Origin of the sequence: Photobacterium sp. GB-50 (assembly GCF_003026755.1) — a bacterium.
Taxonomy (GTDB): Bacteria; Pseudomonadota; Gammaproteobacteria; order Enterobacterales; family Vibrionaceae; genus Photobacterium.
This window is the reverse complement of sequence record NZ_PYNX01000013.1, coordinates 16,581-35,512: the sequence shown is the minus strand read 5'-3', so window position 1 is coordinate 35,512 and position 18,932 is coordinate 16,581. Positions and strand designations below refer to the sequence as shown.

General features: G+C 41.6%; 10 protein-coding genes and 1 riboswitch. Of the genes, 1 reads left to right on the top strand and 9 read right to left on the bottom strand.

The genetic code is table 11. The features are described 5' to 3' along the window. Position 1: 1 nt before the first annotated feature. The 8 genes from C9J41_RS15260 to C9J41_RS15225 form a co-directional block, all read right to left on the bottom strand. Entirely contained in the window at positions 2–826 is an 825-nt protein-coding gene (locus tag C9J41_RS15260) for a protein kinase (protein ID WP_107290367.1), read from the bottom strand. Continuing rightward, positions 817–2,865, bottom strand: a complete 2,049-nt coding sequence (locus C9J41_RS15255; RefSeq protein ID WP_107294747.1) for a protein kinase family protein — start codon at positions 2,863–2,865, stop codon at positions 817–819. The genes C9J41_RS15260 and C9J41_RS15255 overlap by 10 nt, the downstream gene beginning before the upstream one ends. A 31-nt stretch (positions 2,866–2,896) precedes the next feature. Then, the gene (locus tag C9J41_RS15250) at positions 2,897–3,781 is read right to left on the bottom strand and encodes a hypothetical protein (RefSeq protein ID WP_107245352.1); all 885 of its coding nucleotides are present in this window, start codon (positions 3,779–3,781) and stop codon (positions 2,897–2,899) included. Continuing rightward, positions 3,781–5,532, bottom strand: coding sequence for a DUF3696 domain-containing protein (locus C9J41_RS15245; RefSeq protein WP_107294746.1), 1,752 nt, complete (start codon positions 5,530–5,532; stop codon positions 3,781–3,783). Before C9J41_RS15245 ends, C9J41_RS15250 begins: the two co-directional genes overlap by 1 nt. A gap of 647 nt (positions 5,533–6,179) precedes the next feature. Then, on the bottom strand, positions 6,180–7,397 hold the full coding sequence (locus C9J41_RS15240) for a restriction endonuclease subunit S (protein WP_107294745.1): 1,218 nt from the start codon (positions 7,395–7,397) through the stop codon (positions 6,180–6,182). Beyond that, on the bottom strand, positions 7,394–8,971 hold the full coding sequence (locus C9J41_RS15235) for a class I SAM-dependent DNA methyltransferase (protein WP_107294744.1): 1,578 nt from the start codon (positions 8,969–8,971) through the stop codon (positions 7,394–7,396). The genes C9J41_RS15240 and C9J41_RS15235 overlap by 4 nt, the downstream gene beginning before the upstream one ends. A 175-nt stretch (positions 8,972–9,146) precedes the next feature. Further along, positions 9,147–12,584, bottom strand: coding sequence for a DEAD/DEAH box helicase family protein (locus tag C9J41_RS15230; RefSeq protein ID WP_107294743.1), 3,438 nt, complete (start codon positions 12,582–12,584; stop codon positions 9,147–9,149). Between the two features lie 79 nt (positions 12,585–12,663). Next, complete coding sequence (locus C9J41_RS15225; RefSeq protein ID WP_107294742.1) at positions 12,664–14,148, bottom strand: sigma-54-dependent Fis family transcriptional regulator; 1,485 nt, start codon at positions 14,146–14,148, stop codon at positions 12,664–12,666. Between the two features lie 265 nt (positions 14,149–14,413). Next, positions 14,414–14,514, top strand: a riboswitch (TPP riboswitch). 99 nt (positions 14,515–14,613) lie between these two features. Between C9J41_RS15225 and thiD the strand changes: the two genes are divergently transcribed. Next, positions 14,614–15,456, top strand: coding sequence for a bifunctional hydroxymethylpyrimidine kinase/phosphomethylpyrimidine kinase (gene thiD, locus C9J41_RS15220; protein ID WP_107294741.1), 843 nt, complete (start codon positions 14,614–14,616; stop codon positions 15,454–15,456). Positions 15,457–15,540: 84 nt separating this feature from the next. On the opposite strand, the gene C9J41_RS15215 is transcribed toward thiD, so the two are convergent. Further along, positions 15,541–18,801 (bottom strand): M66 family metalloprotease, encoded by a 3,261-nt coding sequence (locus tag C9J41_RS15215; protein ID WP_107294740.1) that lies wholly within the window; start codon positions 18,799–18,801, stop codon positions 15,541–15,543. Positions 18,802–18,932 lie beyond the last annotated feature (131 nt).

Genomic DNA, 18,932 nt, shown 5'->3' with positions numbered 1-18,932 from the left:
ATTACCTTTTGCTATTTAATTGTTTTGATACGTCTTGTAGCGCTTTAACAATGGTAAATACCTGCTTACTGCGCTTTCGTACGTCAAATTCCAAACCCTGCATTAAGGTATCTTTGAATTTCTGAGGAATGAGTGGCGGTAATTCAAGGTTCAATTCATCCCAACCAGAACCATCAAAATTAGGTTGAAGTAGAATCGGTGAACCCGTTAATAAAAAATGAATTAACTGAGAAAATGAGAAAATATCAGAAGCATGTGTAAGCCCTGTCTGCCTTACAAATTCCTGTTCGGGCGAGCGATAATGTGCAGTTCCCTCTTCCATCTGGCGTTTTTGGTTAGATAAACCAAAATCGATAAAACTCACATCTCTGACATTGGCGTTTTTATCACAATGAATGATGATGTTTTCCGGTTTCAAATCCCTGTGGGTGACGTTGTAACGATGAAGTTCAACTAACTTCCATCCCACTTTTTCCGCTATTTTAATTCGCTGAGCGAACTCACGGCGATTTGTTGGTGCTGAACGGATAAATTCATTAAGAGGAATCCCCTCTATCCAGTCCATCAATAAAAAATGCTTATTTCCTTCTTGCCAATACTGATGACATTTTGCAGCAATGCCAAAAGGTAAACGGTTTAACGCAATGATTTCATTTTTAATTTCTTTTATTGCTCTCGCTTCCGCTACCTCAATTTCTTTAAGCCCGTAATACAAGCCAAGTTGAGGAAGCTTGACACGATAAAAAGCCCGTTTAGTTGCATGGCATTGATAAATTACTTTATCTCTAGGGTACTGTTGTGCATAACCACTTGTTGTCATTTCCATGTCTTTAAGACCTCTAACACTTGTTCAATGGTTGGGCGATATTTTGGTGTCACATGAAGAATTCGCTGCCAGAATTCAGCATGTTTTGGTGATACATCCAGCTGTTGACATAACTGCTTCCAAAATACAGGGCGGCGTCCTTTGGTTACCAATTCCTTGGCAGATTGTTCAAAAGGTAATTCGCCAGTTAATGAAAACAATATAATTAAGCCAAAACTGAAAATATCGGCCGCAAAAGTCAGTGATTGACCAGGCTCATTCACTTCTGGCGCTTGATATTTTTGCTCAAACGTTCGGCGTGCATTAAGCGGTAACGTTGCCACCATTTCTTGTTGGCAAAGCTCAAAGTTAATCAAAATAGGGTTACTGTCGTCACCAACACGAATATTCGATAAGTTAATCGCACGGTGAATGATCTCTGGTTCGCCAACAGACTGAATTTGTTTCATTGTCTCAGCGATAGCAATAAGAACATTCAGCCGTACTTCTTTCGCTGGCTGCGTTTGTAACCATTGTGCCAACGTTGTCGTAGGGGCTTTTTCAACAAACACATAAAACTTATCGTCAACCAACTCCTTATCCTGATAACGTTGCACGCCTTCAACTCGGCTCAACCTTTTCAGTACTAACGCTTCTCGACCTAAACTTTGAAGTTCACTTTGGCGATGAACCGCACTCAAATGGTCTAGATCAAAACACTTGGCCCATACCTGTTCATTAAATAAATGGGCGTTATATACGGTGAAATAATCGGTCGATTCAGCTTGTATCGGTGTTAATTCCAGCTCGTAGTCACCTACCGTAATAGCTCCCTGTGCAGGTTGCGTTGGCAACGTAGTCAAATCTTTTACTAACTGATTAATCTCAGAATCTGTCAGTCTTTTCTTCAACTTTTTGCCAAACCTTGCACGGCAGAACTGAAATAGCAGCTCGCTTAATTGCGTTGATTTAGCCACCATCACCTCACCAGCCTGCATGAATGGCGCAGGTGTCGATTGCCCATCAAACACACATTCAACATCAGCATGATGCGAAGTAAAAATCACAAGACCGGCGTTCTTTAACTCAGGCGTTAAGCCTTTTAATTGAGGCAAGTCGCCAAATCGCCTTAACGATTCGCGTAATTTTGTGGCTGGGTTTGATAAATAGCTTGTGCCAAGATCGTTTTCCACCAGCAAGCTATTACGCTTATTCGTTCCCATATCAATGGTAATAGCGCCATGGTGATCTTTTAATTCCAGCGGAATAACCCCGAATGGGTACACCAATAACCCATCAAACAGCCGGGACGAATTTTCATTTAAAATCGGCGGGCACGAGACAATGCGAAACCCTTCAAACATTGGTTGTTTAAATAGTTCTGTCGCTATCTCAGCAAGGCCTCTTCGTTCATGTAAGCGATCTTCTTGTGGCCCAACAAAAGGGTTATAAGGCCAGTGATGATTAACAAATGATTGAGCATTTGCCATTGGGAAAACAAGTGCCGACCAATCTTGATCACACACTGCTGGCAGTAATTTACGATGTAACTGACCACCACTCAGTGTTTCTGAACTCAGCGCTAATGAGCGCATAAGTGAGCTGTCTAACCCGTCACTGGTCACTATAAATTTAGCGTGATGATCGGGGGTGAATACTGTGTGCTGAATATCTGGAGAATATTCACTGCCGACAACAGACAAAGGATGGATCTCATCCCCCACCTCTTTGATCTGCTCAACCTGTTTTTCTACTCTGTACAGCCTTATATTGCCCACTAAATGAAGTTCAAAACAGGCCTGTTGTTGCGTGATAATACCTAGCGTCGATTGAACGTTGTTTGCTTGAAACAAATCATGCAGTTCCGCAATCACTTGCTCAGCATTAAAAGGTTCATTCGTTTGGTTAACTGTCAGCCAACTGCTTAATAAATCGAGACCTTTGTGAACATCAGAACCCGATACCATGTCCGCAATTAACGCTTGACGTCCAGACTGGTGTATCCACGTAAAATCCCCTACGTTGTCTTTACCCGAGACATTTTTAAACTGCAATTCCATTGTCGTTTTCTAGCCATTTTTATATTTATCTTTATCCCAAAAGCTCACAGCTTTCAGGGTATTGTTTTTGGTATTCTTCGATCCGTTTTTTGGTCTCTCTGTATTCTTCCAAACCACATAAGCTGATGCTTAAATGGTCAGACTGAAGCCCCTTTTCTGGCGCAACAGCAAAGCCTTGCCCAGCCTTAATTGCTGCTTTATCAGTCAGTACATATCTATCGTGGATAAACTGATTTGGTACTCGTACATAACTGATTTTTATTGCTGTATCGAGCAAGTGTTTATATTCACGGTCAAACACCCCCGAAAGATTGCTGCACTCCATCGTAGTAACAAGCGTTACTTTCTTTATTTCACCTAACATCGCTTTTTTTAAAATGGCTTTAAATAACGCGTTGTTTGGTAGCTTAAAATAGGGATCGGCAATAATAAGCTCTCGGCCAACATGTATTAATGGCTCGACCACCGACACAATGTCTTCAATACTTTTATCAATCCAACGTGTTGGCGGCATTGCCCATATTTCCGCTCCCTCGATGATTTGCTCATAATTAATGTAAGCCGCCCCGTCTTTTTCAGAAACAACGGCATTAAAACGTCGTAACGATTGTTGTGACCCAATCCATTGCAGCCAATTCTCATAGCCCTTTTGGGTTGTTAAACAAGCGCGATCTGTAGGTAACACAATTAATGGATGCGCCTTTTCCCTCTGTAACTTATTAAGAAAATTCGTCACCGATTTTTGTTTTGTCGGCGAGATGCTAGAAGCCTTAACACTTTTGTAAGCCTCTCTGACCCATTCTTTGGTAGGCGCAATAACATAACGCCCGCTTTCAAACCCAAACGCACTTTTTAACAGACCGTAATAATGAAATTCAGACATACAGTGAGGATCGAGTGCTATCTCTTTATACATCAGAACAACTCCTCATCCCTTTCATCAAAGAAGCCGTTAGGCCAATCTGTTTCAAGATCGCCATCATCAGTTAATAATGTTCTATGCGCGATAACGCCAGACTCAGCAGTTTCGAGATAAATAATCGAGATATCTTCTTTTTTAACCGGCGTTAAATGTTTAGCCAATGTGCCCTCAGTGGTTTCACGCACACGACGGAGTAAACGTAAAATTAAATGTTCGCTGTGGGTTTCAATTAAAAACTGATTTTTCTCATCAACTTGGGTTAATAAATCCCCCAGCCCAACTTGTGCTTTGGGATGGATATGTAACTCGGGTTGCTCAACGCAAATTAACCCTTTATTCGCGTAAGCGGCTGCAACAATTAAAGGAAATACCTGAGAAACACCGGCACCAATATCAGCGGCTGACACTTCAATATCATTATGGAGATCCCAAAGCGTAATATTTTTTTTACGGTAAGCCATGGTGGCAATATAAGGCGCAGGCAACGCTTCATCGCGCCCGCTGTCAATTAACTCCTGCGTTGCCTCGCTGAAACTATCGGGATCATGGATATATTCAATCTGGCCTTGTTCACATTTACGAACCAGCGCATAGCCTAAATCCAACTGATCTTTACCTGCCAACCAATGGTTTATTTTTGATAACAACGTTTGCTCAGCATGAAAAACAAGATCCCAACTGGCTTTTCCGTTATACCAGTCCCTTTGCTTAATATTGGTGTCTGCATCAAAGGTCGAATCAGGAATATGGCGCAGTGGGCCAATGGTTAAGCTGTCTTGCAGCAACTCCTGTAAGTTATCTAAACTGGCAACAAAAATATCACTGAATATTTCTTCTATACGTTTGGTATTTAATGCATCATCCGCTTCAATACTGGTTGTTAGCACTTTGCCAAGCTGAGGAAGTACTCCCCCCATCGATTTGTACTGAAATAACGCATGTTGCTGTATTTGTTGAAGGTGTCGACTGTACATGGTTTCTGCTTCTGAGGTGGCAGACGCCAAAACGAAATCATGAAATTCTCCACAAAGCCCCAACTGACTCGTTTCTTGCTCACTGGGGTTTAATGAAACATCACCTTGATCCTTATTGTGACTTGCAAAGTCTGGATGAAATACACCACCAGCCTCTGTTGACGCGACCCACTCATCTTGCTGATCGGTAATTAACAATGGATGGAGATAATTCACGACATGGACCTGCGCGTTCGGTGAATATTCCGTATTGACCGACTCAGCAATAAACTCGTCGTCTAACCACACAGCCTGACGGCACACAAAGGCGGTATTCGCAGCCTGCGACCAAGCAATTTCGATTTCGACAGCAATATTATTGGCCCACTCTATCGGGCTACTCATCGATAACAGCTTACGTTGTGTGCCTAATGGATCGTTATTTTCTCTTTCTTTACAATCATCAATAAAAAACAAACTATCGTCATAGCTATGACCAGCCATGACTTCAGGTTTTTGATATTCCACCTTGATCGTAATATTTTTAGATAAATCTTTGCCATGAACGAGATGTTGAAAACCACCGACATACTTGTTATTCATCGCTTCAAGGCGCTGTGGGTTGCACTGGCCTTTTTCGACTATCTGTTGCAGGTAGAATAGCGCCATCAGTACCGTACTTTTCCCCACACTATTAGGGCCAAAAAGCAAAGTAACAGGGGCAAACTCAATGGTTTGAGTTTGTTTAAAAGAGCGGAAATTGGTTAGTGATAACTTTGTAATCTTCATCATTCATTATTTTTCGTTATTGATTATTCGATTTTTGCCTATATAAAAACAGTCACTTACATAAAAAGCTAACACCTGCTTAGATATAATCACAGTTTGAACATCACAATTTATAAATAATTTTAATTTTAAAGTTTCGCAATGTTATGCAAAGCAAACATTTGAAATTAATTGCAAAAAATAACTTGCCACTTCCAGCCTTTGTTCTAAAAATTTCACTGCCTAGCAGCAACACTTCCATCGTCACCAGAGTCAACCTATATAAAGCACCTCCCCCTGTTGTTCTTAGATACTTTCAATAAACACGCCAAGTTGTAATCAATTGTTTTTACAAGAAATAGATGAAAATCACCCTGTATAAAAAGTAAAGTAATTTACTAATAGTAAATATTTTTACAGTCATAACAGCGAAGAAAAGTATGGGGATAGAAATCGACTAGAGTACGTATTTACAAAGCAATAATAGAAAAATGTGCGATTAATGAGATAGCGACAGATGCAAATATGCCTTAAGACATATCTCGTTCTTTGGAGGTTATGATTGAATGAAAAGTGGAAAATGAAGGGTTAGCGATTAAGAGATGATGGGCGCAGCATAGTTGAAACTGTAAACATTAAATAAAAGAGACACCCGAAGGTGCCTCTAAAATTTATAGTTGGCCTGAAAAGGCCTTTTGCGTGAGAGCAGATAAGTTGTTTTGAGCCTCTACTAACTGCACTTTATAGTTATCCATTACTTTTTGACTTTGATGAAGAACTTTGACAAAACGCTGTTGTTGATCGGTAGGCGGACAGATTATAGGGAACTCTTCAATATGGTTCTTGTTTAGTTGTCGCTTATCTATTCCACCAACACATACGGCTCTTATATGGTCTCGATACTCTTTCGTAGTAAGTATAAATTCAATAAACTCATGTACGTTATCTGGTTTAAGCCTAACCAAATACACATGCCCATTGATATTCGCCTCGTCATCTTTTCCATAATAAATAGCAGCTCGTCCCAAACTACTGTTTTCAGTATTTATACGACCCGTTTTAGTTATCAATATATCTTTATTCTTCAAACTACTTTTGGACATCTTTGTATGTGTTTCGTCATCAAGGTAAACGATGTCGTCTAAGTCTATACGCTTTTTCCACACGTTTTGGCTTCTTAAAAACGCAATGCCCTTTTCTACATAGACATCACTCCCCCCTTTAGGGGTTGTGCCATTCAGAATTTTCTCTGATAAAGTCGATAAAGAGACTTGTTCCCACCCTTTCGGATTCGTCACCGGATCACCAAACATATCTAAAAACACGCTGCGTAAAAACTCATCGGCAAGTTCTATCGCTTGCTTACGCTTTTGGCGAATCGCATCCGCTTTATCCAAAATAGCTGCAATGCGTTTTTGTTCTTCTAGTGGTGGTAGTGGGAGCGAAATCTGTTTCAAGTGAGTTGAACCAAAGTTGGGTTGAGCGGATCCCGTTACCAACTTTTCCATATCTCTTCTAAATTCAACAGTCTTCAAATAATAAAACAAATACCTAATATCTAATTTATTAGAATCTAATGATTGAAAGCGAATCATACTAGTATTCATACAGAGAGGAAGATGTTTTTCTTCCACCCACGCGAGCTTCCCCCAAGTAGCACCAGAAGAAGCCATAACGAGATCTCCTACTTTAGTTAAGAAGTGAGAGTACTTTTTTTCTACCTCGTCAGGATCCAGATATTTATCAGAATTCTCTGTTACCAAAACCTCATCAACAATATTTTTAACATTGATAAGCTTGATACCTTCGTTCCTGAACTGCCATTTTCTAACGCCGGGTCCTTCTTGGAAGAAGGCCACATCAGATAATTTTACTAACGGCCAACTCATAACATCGACTCCAACTCATTAAGATCAGCCAAAATCTCATTTTCTAACGCTTTCAATTTGCCAAGGATCACTTTTGGGTCTTCGTAGCTTTCTTGCTCGTACACCACTTCTTTATAGCGCTTGATCGACAAGTCGTATTTGTTCGACGTAATGTCGTCTTTTGCTACCAAGAAGGCTTTTTGGGTTTTGTCCGCCCATTGTTCGGTAGACTCACCTGCCATCACTGCCGCTTGGTAAGCTTTGTATTGCTTAACCAGATCAGGCAGGTCGTTATCTTTGATTGGGGTACGCTTATCATCGAGCGATTTACCATCGGCTTGTACATCGTAGAACCACACATTATTGGTGCTACCGCCTTTGGTAAAAATAAGAATCGCGGTAGAAACGCCTGCGTATGGTTTAAACACCCCACTTGGTAATGAAATCACCGCTTCTAACTGGTTGTCTTCTATTAGGTGTTTCCGCAGGGTTTGGTGCGCTTTTGAACTACCGAATAACACACCATCAGGTACGATGGTGGCGGTGCGGCCACCTACTTTCAACATGCGTTGAATAAGTGCCACAAACAGTAATTCAGTCTTTTTGGTTTTCACCACTTTTAGAATTGCGGGATCAACGTCTTCTTCATCTAAGCTGCCTTTAAATGGCGGGTTCGCTAAGATGATATCGAAACCGTTTTTCGCTTCATCAGGAAAGCGCTCAATAAAGCTTTGGCTCAATGTGTCTTGATAGTGAATATCAGGCTGTTTCACCCCGTGCATTACCAAGTTCATTGCTGCTACACGTAACATGGTTGAGTCAAAATCAAAACCGTGGAACATGTCGTAATCGATATGTGTGCGCTTTTCGAGCAAGTCACCTGCGTATAAATAATTGAATACTGGGTTACCATGCACGTCTAATACTGGCTTACCTTCTTTATCAAACGCTTGTTCTTTTTCGGTGCCTTCTGGTGAAGAGTACTTTTCCAGTAAGTATTCATAAGTCGATGATAAGAAACCGCCCGTACCACAAGCAGGATCACAAATACGGTGAGTTTCTTCCACGTCTAACATTTCGATCATCGCACGAATAATATGGCGTGGAGTACGGAACTGACCATTAATGCCTGCGGTAGTCAATTTAGACAATAAGTATTCGTATAAATCGCCTTTTACGTCTTTGTTTTCTAACGGCAGTTCACTGACTAATTCTACCGCTTTGACTAATAATGATGGCTTTTGGATCATCAGTTGCGCATCTTTCATAAAATCCGCAAACAGGGTGTCATCAGATGTGAGATCTTTGAAGTTCGGGAAGACTTCATCTTTTACGAGTGGGTATAACTTTTCTGCACCAAGGTGACGGAAGTTTTCCCAGCGAATGTGTTGTTTGTCGTCTGCAAAGCGGCGGTTAAAAGGCTTACCAGTACGAGCACTGCGTTTTTCATCATTACGCTCATTCATGTCTAACATACGGGCGTACATTAAATAGGTAATTTGCTCAACAACGGTTAATGGGTTGGTAATACCGCCAGTCCAAAACTCTTCCCATAACTTGTCAATTTGGCTTTTTAATGTGCCTGATGTGATCATTTTTATTCTCTTTGATTATTGCGCCAGCCCTTCAAAGTGAGGCCAGTGCGTTTTTATTGTTGTTATGCACGTTAACGCTTTCTCGTGTAAAAAGAGTTTCGCGCTAAAGCGGCTGTTATCAAGCCACTTATAATCATGCGTGGTAGTTTACTCGGTTGTTTCTTGATACCAAATGCTAATTTACGACTTTCTCGACACTTGTTTGTTTATCCCCCAAATGGACACTGAAGCGACGCACAAATTGTTCAACCACGTCGGCTTGTGCTGGGTTTGGGAACACGCCATCTAGCCCTGCATCATCAATTTGATTAAACGGCGCATCGTAGAGCTGTTCAATATCAACGCTACCGTAGCGACAAAGGTGGTTTTTTAGCATACCGATAAAACGCTGCTGCCTTGCGTTTAAATGGGTATGCACGTTTTGCACAAAAGCCGTGAACTCATTTTCTATTTGCTTTGCATCCATACCGACAATCGTGCGCAGGATTTGATCTAGCCCTGAGGTTGATTCAGGGAAGAACTCTTTAAGGGTTCGTAAGTCAACATTCGGGTTTTGGGTCAGTACCAAGGCGCTTAATGTCGCTAAGTCGGCTTCTGTTACCGCTTGCCCACCACGGATTTTTTGCAACACGTCGTTAGTGTCAAACAGTGGCGTTAAGGTCTTTTCTACCTCTTGGCGGTAGATTTCATAATCAACCGTGATGATGTCTGTTTTTATCTCTTCTGTTTGATAACGGCTTTCATCTTCACGCACATCAATCACAGGAATTTGGGTTGATGCAGGTACTACCCCTTTATCACGTAAGTGAATCACACTGCGCAAGTTATGGCGACAGGCCTCAACGGCAAAGTAATCGGCATCACTTAAGTAGTTCTGTTGTTGTATCTGTTTGATGGTGGTTGCTTTGCTTCGCACTTCATTGAGGTGCATAGACAAGCTAGTCACCTTATCTAAAATAGGTTGCGCTTCAATATCAACCTTACTTGGCTGTTGTAATTTCGTCAGTTGCAGTTGAAGAAATTGCAGATCTAAACGAAGGGCTTCGCTTTCGCCTGTGGTTTTCTTCCATTGCATCAACGGCGCCATTTCATCAAACAACAACGTTTTGGTATCTGGCGCCATTTGCATTAAGCGTTTTTCTTCGCTCAATTGGGCTTTCAGCTTCCACTTTTCACGCACAGCAATGGTTTTATCATTAAGCGAATCGATATCCGCTTTGATCTGGTGAACAGCATCAGCAAAAATCTCCATTTCTGCTTTCTTTAGTGCTTCAACAGCCAAGTTGAGTTTGGCTTCAAACACTTTTTGCGGCAGAGATTTGCTTTGCGAACCTTCATCTTCTTCTGGGTTCATTTTGAAGTAATCAAAGTTGTCCCAATGGTCAAAAATTAAGAAGTGCTTTTTATCTAAACCAGGACCGTAGAGATTTGCACACAAGCGCGTACCACGACCCACCATTTGCCAAAATTTCACTTTCGATTTAATCGGTTTCGCAAACACCAGGTTGACACATTCAGGGACATCAATACCGGTATCTAGCATATCGACAGATACCGCGATGGTAATGTCATCGTCGTTCCCTTCTGCGCTTTTGAAGTTGTCGATTAACTCTTCAGCCCGTTCGTATTTAGAGTGGATCACGCGGCAGAAATTACCGCCCAAATCTGGGTACATTTCGCTAAATAGTTCAGCCAATAACTCTGCATGGGCAATGCTGCGGGCAAAGATGATCGATTTACCCGGCAGTTGGTTATCTTTATCTTTTAAGCCTTTTTCCATTAAGTTACGAATAATGGCTCGGTTGGTGTCTTTATTGAATATCGCTTTATCAATTTGCTTAGAATCGAAATCCAAGGTATTGGGATCAATGCCCTGATCTTCTAGCTCTGCAATTTGCTCATCCGTCAGTTCGCTTGCTTTGATCCCTTCACGTAAAAATTGCGTGGTATGGGTAACCACCTTAAACGGGACAAGGTTCTTCTCTTCAATCGCTTGTTCTAATGGGTAGTTTGCTGTGGGCAGTTTATAGTCACAGCCAAACAGTTGACTGGTAGAGCGTGAGATCATCTCAACTGGCGTTGCTGTTAGCCCCACTTGTAGCGCATCAAAGTATTTAAATAACTCGCCATATTTGTTGTAGATAGAGCGATGAGATTCATCGGCAATGATCAGATTAAAGTGACCGACATCGAACTCTTCATAGTTTTGGATCATGCCCGGGTAAGTCGCGATTACGATACGTGCATTGGAAGCCGCATCTTTTTTACTTTTCCCTTTGATGAAAAGTGGCTCTTTGGTGTGTTCATTAAACGCATGACCCGCCTGTTTACGTAACTCTTTTCGGTCGCATAAAAACAGAACACGCTTCGCCCATCCCGCATCAAGCAGACGTTTTGCCAATGCTATAGATACACGGGTTTTACCTGTCCCTGTTGCTTGTACCACTAACGCTTTGCGGTGTTTGTCTGAAAAGCGTTCACAGACACGACTGATGCTTTCCATTTGATACATACGCCCTGCAACCTTGGTGTCGATAGGCGTGGTATTAAGATCTTGTTTAAGAGTACGTTGTTGGATCAGGTATTGAAGGCTGTCTTTAGCGTAGTAACCGAAGATAGCGCGTGGTGCATAGCCTTGAGCGTCATCCCAAATATAAATTTCATAGCCGTTGGTGTAGAAAATCACAGGACGTTGGCTGTAACGTTTTTCTAGCGCATCAGCATACAATTTTGCTTGTTCGCGTCCTGCTTTGGCATCTTTCTGTGTACGCTTGGCTTCAATAACCGCTAACGGTTTACCATTGTCGTCCCAAAGCACGTAGTCACAATAACCTATGCCTGTTTGCGTTGGTTGCCCATCAACCTCAAATTCTTTGGATACTTGCTCTGTACTCTCTTCATCAAGTGCAACATCCCAGCCACAGCTACGAAGGTCTGCATCAATGATTCGCTTGCGAGTCTCTTGTTCATTAAAATCAAAGCTGCTCTTCATGGCTAGCGTATTGCTACGCAGTTTATCCGCTTTGGCTTGATCTACTTGTGCTTTAAGCTGCGCCGCTTCTTTCTGAGCCTGTAATTGAGCCAGCTTGGTTTCTTCCAGCTCTTTCAATGCCTGTTTTAAGATCTCATCATGCTGTTTAAGCTTTTGTTGTAATTGCTTATTCTTGCGCTTAAATTCGCCTTTGGATTCATCTTCTCTTTGGCTATTTTCAGGTGTGGTAAACGATGGGCAATCTTTTAGTTTACCCTCGCCATATGCCATAAATAGCCAGCAGCCAATGAAATAAGATTCTTTTAGCAACCAAATGGCATCGTGTTGGCTAACTTCGCCTTCATGAGCGGCTTTGTTTCCGCCTCGACGAACAGCGTGAAACTTATCAACAATGGTTTTATCAACGATAGATGTGAATGAACCGCTCACCAACTTATCATGCATAGAGGCGTTAGGTGCAACAGGAAGGTGAAGCTCGCGGTATAAGTAGCCTACGATTTTTTCAACGTAGCAGCGCAGTTTAACCAGTGCACTTTGCGGATCACTCACGGCATAGGTTTCAGCAAATGCGCCAAGCTCTGCCAACTCTGGCCACTGATTACGTAAATGTTCGAAATTCATGGACGTTTTCACCTTAGTTGCTCTCCTTTGATACCTATGCCTATCGCAACGTTTATGCCATTCGCTTTTCTTTGTTTCATCAAGCATCTAAATCGTACGTTTTAAGCCAATTATTCAATGTTTGATGATTTTTTAAACCTAATGATTTAGCAGCCTTAGATTTGTTTCCACTGGCAAAATCCATGGCAGAGATAATCGCATCTTTTTTAATATTATCAATATATTGCTGTAAATCGCCCGGAATAAGAAACTTATCTTCAGCGGACGGTGTATTATCTAAGCTTAATGTTGCTTTTTCGATATCCGCACGGCTTAGCTCTTTATTTTCAGACCATAGCGTAGCACGGTTCAATGTATTCCAAAGCTCACGAATATTACCCGGCCAGTGATGTGAAACGGTAAAATTTATTGCAGCATCGGAAATGTTTTTACTTTCAAACAGCGGATGCTTTTCCATCTGTTGATTGATGTCTGCCATGAACGTGGTAATGATGTCGGGAATATCTTCAGCGCGCTGCCTTAATGGCGGTAATGTGATAACGCCAACTGCGAGGCGATAAAATAAATCTTCACGAAACGTTTCATCAGACACCATACGAAATAAATCACGATGCGTGGCTGCGATTATCCGTACATCGATGGTGCGGGTAACGGTATCACCCACACGCGTGATCTCTTGTTGTTGTAACGCTCGTAATAGTTTGACTTGCACCACTAAAGGAAGCTCACCGACTTCATCTAAAAACAGTGTGCCGCCGTTTGCTTGCTCAAACAGTCCTTCATGATCACGCTCAGCTCCCGTGAAGGCTCCCTTTCTGTGACCAAATAAAATTGAATCGACGAGGTTTTCAGGTAGCGCACCGCAGTTGACGGCTTTAAATGGCTTTTGCTGTCGGAGGCTGGCTTGATGAATAGACTTTGCAAGTACCTCTTTCCCCGTTCCGCTTTCACCTAATAATAATGCTGGTAGATCCGAATACGCTAAACGTTGCGCTTTTTTGACGGTTTCCTGCATTACGGCTGATTTGGCGGTTATTGAGCTAAAAGCACCCTCATTTTTAGGGTGTTTGGATACCAGTTGTGAAATCGCAGTAGATGAAGATTTCGCATACTCAGAGGCAAAATCTACCGGGATATCGACATTATTGATTTCCCCTTTTGGCGATGTTTGAACGAACTGACATTTAGCATTACCCTTGCCCAGCAGCACTGATACAACTGTCATGGCAGGGGTACCTGATGTCAGATTGATATACACCTGAGTCGCATCTGAGGAAACGTCACTCAATTGCTTTTGCATGACTTTCGTTATTGATAAATAATCAATCGGTGAAGTTAATCTGACACGTTTTATCTCTACTGATGTTTTAGAACGCCCAGCACATGCTAACTTTCTTTTTAACCAGTCCTTGTAGTCAAACCATTCGTCATCCCATGTACTCGCAAGAATAACGACGCTATCAAGCATCGGCCCTCTAAGAGCGAGGGTTGCAATGGAAGCTGGTTTATCTAGCTTCATTTGATCTAAATCTGTTCTACCAAGCCAGCTAAGCAGAGTTGCCATTTTAACGTCCGTGATTTTAGTTTTGTTTATTTTAATCAATCTGATGCGGTAAAGGTGTGAGGTAATCTACAGTGTCTTAACCGAGCAGTTGCATAATACATAATATGTCAATGAAACTAATATTGTTTTTATTGCTCGGGTTCTTTGTCGGGGAATGATTATTTCACCTTGACCATTACATCTTTGTTTTTTGTCTAACATGAATGCTGATGTAACCCCTTATTTTATAAGTACGTGACAACAAAACGTTTATCTATTAGGATTTGAGAGTTAGTCGGGGGGCATTACGCTGAGATCACAATTTAAGTGGGACCCGTTGAACCTGAACCAGTTAACACTGGCGGAGGGAACTAAATAAACAATATTCGTATTGTTTAGCCAAGTTATCACTGGATCTCATCACTTCACATCAACCGATCCTTTCAGACTTGGCAACGGTTCCTAACGCGTAATTAGGAATCTGTTATGTCATCACACACCAATAATACATCCCATGTTACAACGCCTATCGTTTTAACTATTGCTGGCTCTGACAGTAGTGGTGGCGCGGGTATTCAAGCCGATATCAAAGCTATTTCAGCAACTGGTGGCTATGCTTGTTCGGTGATCACTGCAATTACGGCGCAAAACACCCAAGGTGTTAGTGGTATTCTTCCTATTCCTCTTGTGATGATAGAACAACAGTTAGATGCTGTTTTTACCGATCTCAACATTCAGGCCGTTAAAATAGGCATGCTTGCCGATAGTGACATCATCACGCTGGTTGCGAACAAAATAAAAGAGTACAAGCCACGCTATCTTGTGATTGATCCCGTTATGGTTGCCACCAGTGGTGACTTATTATTACAACAGTCAGCCATTAGTACATTAAAGCAAAAACTACTTCCATTAGCTGATCTCATCACGCCTAATTTACCTGAAGCCGCTGCGCTGACAAACAGCGAGATCCCACACAATCATACAGATATGTTGGGATTAGTCAGCAAACTGCGTGACATACAAACAAAAGCCATACTGCTTAAAGGTGGGCACCTAGAAAGTGATTCAGAAAGTAATGATTTATTGATATTAAGTGACGATATTATCGAGCTAAAAACAAAACGTATTGATACCCACAATACCCATGGTACTGGCTGTACCCTCTCTTCAGCTATTGCTTCTTACCTTGCTCAAGGTTATTCGATCGAACAAGCAACACAACGTGGCAAAGAATATATTACCTCTGCCATTTCAGCGGCTGATCTACTCAATATCGGTAGTGGTCATGGTCCTGTTAATCATTTTTTTACACAGGATCAAAATAGCTAACAAGACATGAAACATCACGCGACATGATATAAAAAAGCGGTGATTTAACTCACCGCTTTGATTTATATAGTAAATATTATGTGATTACAGTTTTGTCCAAGCATCTTGCCAATAAGCACTGCTTGCTGGGGCATAAGAAGCACTTGAGCACCAACCTGAATTAGGCCACGGTTTACATTGGTATAACTGCTCATCGCTAGCACGAACAATATCCCCTTGTTGGTAAACTGTGCCCGCTTGATACGTTGGATATTCTCCCGGCGCAGGTGGCGTCACTTCTGGTTTGACTGAGGTACACCCTTCGGTTGCAATTTGTTTCCAAACACCCCACTCACCCGTTGTTCCCGGCTCTTCACCTTTTGTCCACCAACCTGCTAGCCATACCACACCATTGTGGCTGACTTCATCTCCTGCCACATAAATACTTTGTGCACTCCATGTGTTTTCGCACACTGCGCTACCTTCAACCGTCACAACACGTTGCGCTTCTGTGGTTTGTTGTGCGCTGTCAGTAATACGGTAATTCAAGGTGTAGTTACCAGCTAGGCTCGTATTGACTTCACCTTCGATAATAATATTGGCCGTTATGTCACCATCTTCTGCATCTTTTGCGGTAATACCTGTTTTTGCATCAAAGGTATCACCGAGTTGAATAGTCGTATCGCTAATCCCTTCTAACACAGGTTTTGCACTAAACACTTCAACTTTACGCACAACAACAGATTCACTTAAAGCACTGTCATAAGCTTTGTAAGTTAGCGTGTAATGACCCACTTTATTGGTATCAACACTACCTTCAACCACGATAGAGGCAGTGACATCACCATCGTAATCATCTGTCGCTGTTACTCCTGCAAGTGGCGCAAATAAATCACCATGTGCAACAACAATATCGTCAACACCTGTGATAACGGGTGCTTTTCCTGCCTCCGTTGTCACAATACTTGCTTTTAACGACGCTTTTGCCGGCACTATATCCATTGTATTTAATACTTCACCACCACAGCTAACTTCTGCGCGGTATGGTTTCAGTGCACTTTCAATATTGATGTGAAAACGGTTCATGTGACCATCTTGCAAACGACGGTTATACAGGTTAAACGTTTTGGTGCCACCGTTTTGCGTCAACACATCCAACTGACATGTTGAAGCCGTGAAGTTATCAAGGTAAACATTACCGTATGCACCATGCAGAGCTGGGTAGATGTAGCTTGGTAGTGTTTTCTGTGGATCGTAATACCCTACCAAGGTTGTTACCTGTACGCCTTGCTTGTATGGGATAAGATCAATATTACCGCCCAGTGTTGAGTTTTCTTCTAATACCCACTGTCCATTGGCGTAAGTGAACGCATATTTTTTGTCACGCTCTAATGTAAAACTTTGATCATTATAATGAATATTGGTATTCCATAGCGATGTCACTTGAACAAGTGCTGTTTTACCTTCAAACGCTATATCGCTTGGCAGGTGAACATTACCAATCCATGCGTGGTTTTTCACTAAGACATAAACAAGATCATTTTTTTCAAATAGCTCATAAAACTTGTGACTTTCTGGACCAAATTCATCAGGCCCTAAGCTTTCATTCGGACTAACAACAACAGAGATCGCTAAATCATCAACCACTGAATGCGTCCATGGCTTCATCACTTGTTCTACATGATCCCACTTGCTATAACCTGTTGGGGACTCTGGATCAAAATTCGCTTTATTTTCTACGAAATCTTGAAACACACTCAGCTCATACGGTGCATGTAATGTGTATGCATTGTATTTAGGGTAAAGCGGTTGACCGCCAGACATGGTACCAAAACCAAAACTGTGTCCTTCAAAAGGTGCAACACATTCCCCTTCGTAGCATGACTCTTGATTCGTCACCCCTTTAGTGAAATTAGGAATAAAGATATTTTTATAAACATCCCACCCCCATGTAGAGTTCACTTCAGTAGAACTTTTGTGAATTGCTCCCGTAAAGCCACCAGGATAATGTGCACCGACTCCTAATTCGTGACCTACTTCATGACTAAATTCGTTACCCGTTGAACTCACGACAGAAGCTACACCTGCGTAAGAGCCCAACATACCGTGTGCAATTAAACCATCAGTATAATTACCAATTGAGTTATTCACAGTCACTTGCGTTGCATGGTATGGCGCTTCAATGTTCCACTGACTTGCAGGACGTACTTTTGATGAATTCACACCATAGTTAGCACTGTTAATACCTGAAGAGATCAGTTCACGTGCAATACGGTAATGTGAATCACTGCCGTAACCGTCTGCATCACTAGGATCAACACCTTGAAGTAAGCGACCATCAGGCAAAATGATCTCTTTAAGATGTACTGATTCATAAGGGTTAACAATCAATTTACTGATCTGAAGACTTTGGAAATACTGACGGTGTAATTCTGGATCATCGATAAAGATAAATTGATCTCTTGGCTCTGTTAATAAACCAATATCGATTGCATTTAAGATCATACTGGTATTAGCACCGATCTTAATATCTGAAACCGTCCCTTCTTTCTTATTTCCACTGGTGAAAGTTAAGCTTAAACCCAGTTTAACGGCTTCTGCTGGAAGTACGGCAGAGTAAGCTTTATCGCTATATGAAATTCGGCTGATTGCCATATCCGACTCACCATACCAAACACCATCAATATTCTGATAGGTAAATTGGTTACCACGGCTGATCGTATCTCTGCCTTGTGTATATTCAATTTGAGAGTTGTAGCCAGCATCTGAAATAAAGGTGATCTTCTTATTATTAAAGCTTTTATCATCAGGCAAAATAAAATGCCCCGCCCAATGACCATCTCCAGTTTTAACTAAAACTGTATCGTGCTGATCAAGTAGTGCTTTAAAATGTGTTGTACCCGCTTCGCCAGAGATGTCATGAAGATCGCTATTGCTAGTAATAGTTAGAGAGAACTGCGATGGCTTCGTTATCTCAACATACTTGTCAAGCTTACCCGCCACTTGTGGCAACTGTTGTGGTTGACGCATCACCGTGTGATAAACCACGTCGTTTTGTTTATTTTTAGCAGTCACAGTAACCACTTCGTCTTGCTCTAGCATATCTGCATGAGGCTCAAACAGCACCAGTGTACGACGAAGAGAAACAAGATGTGGTTGGCGATCATTTTCAATCTTATTGCTCGTTTGCATGATCACGCTTTGAGCAACACTAACACTACCTTGCAGTGTGCCTTGAGTGTCTGATGGCAACGCTTTTTTATTAAAATAAAGTGTTTCTGGTACTGTGGATCCGATTGTTTCTGCTTGTCCATATTGCGCCATAAGCAATACTGGCAATAGGCTGACTAAATACTTCTTTTTCATTATTTTCGCACAATGTTAATAATATGTATTTGGCGAAATATAAACAATAACAATACAATTTAGAATTAATTTATCTATTTGATTTGTAATAATTTATTATTAGATCAACCGTCAAAAACACCACGTGATAA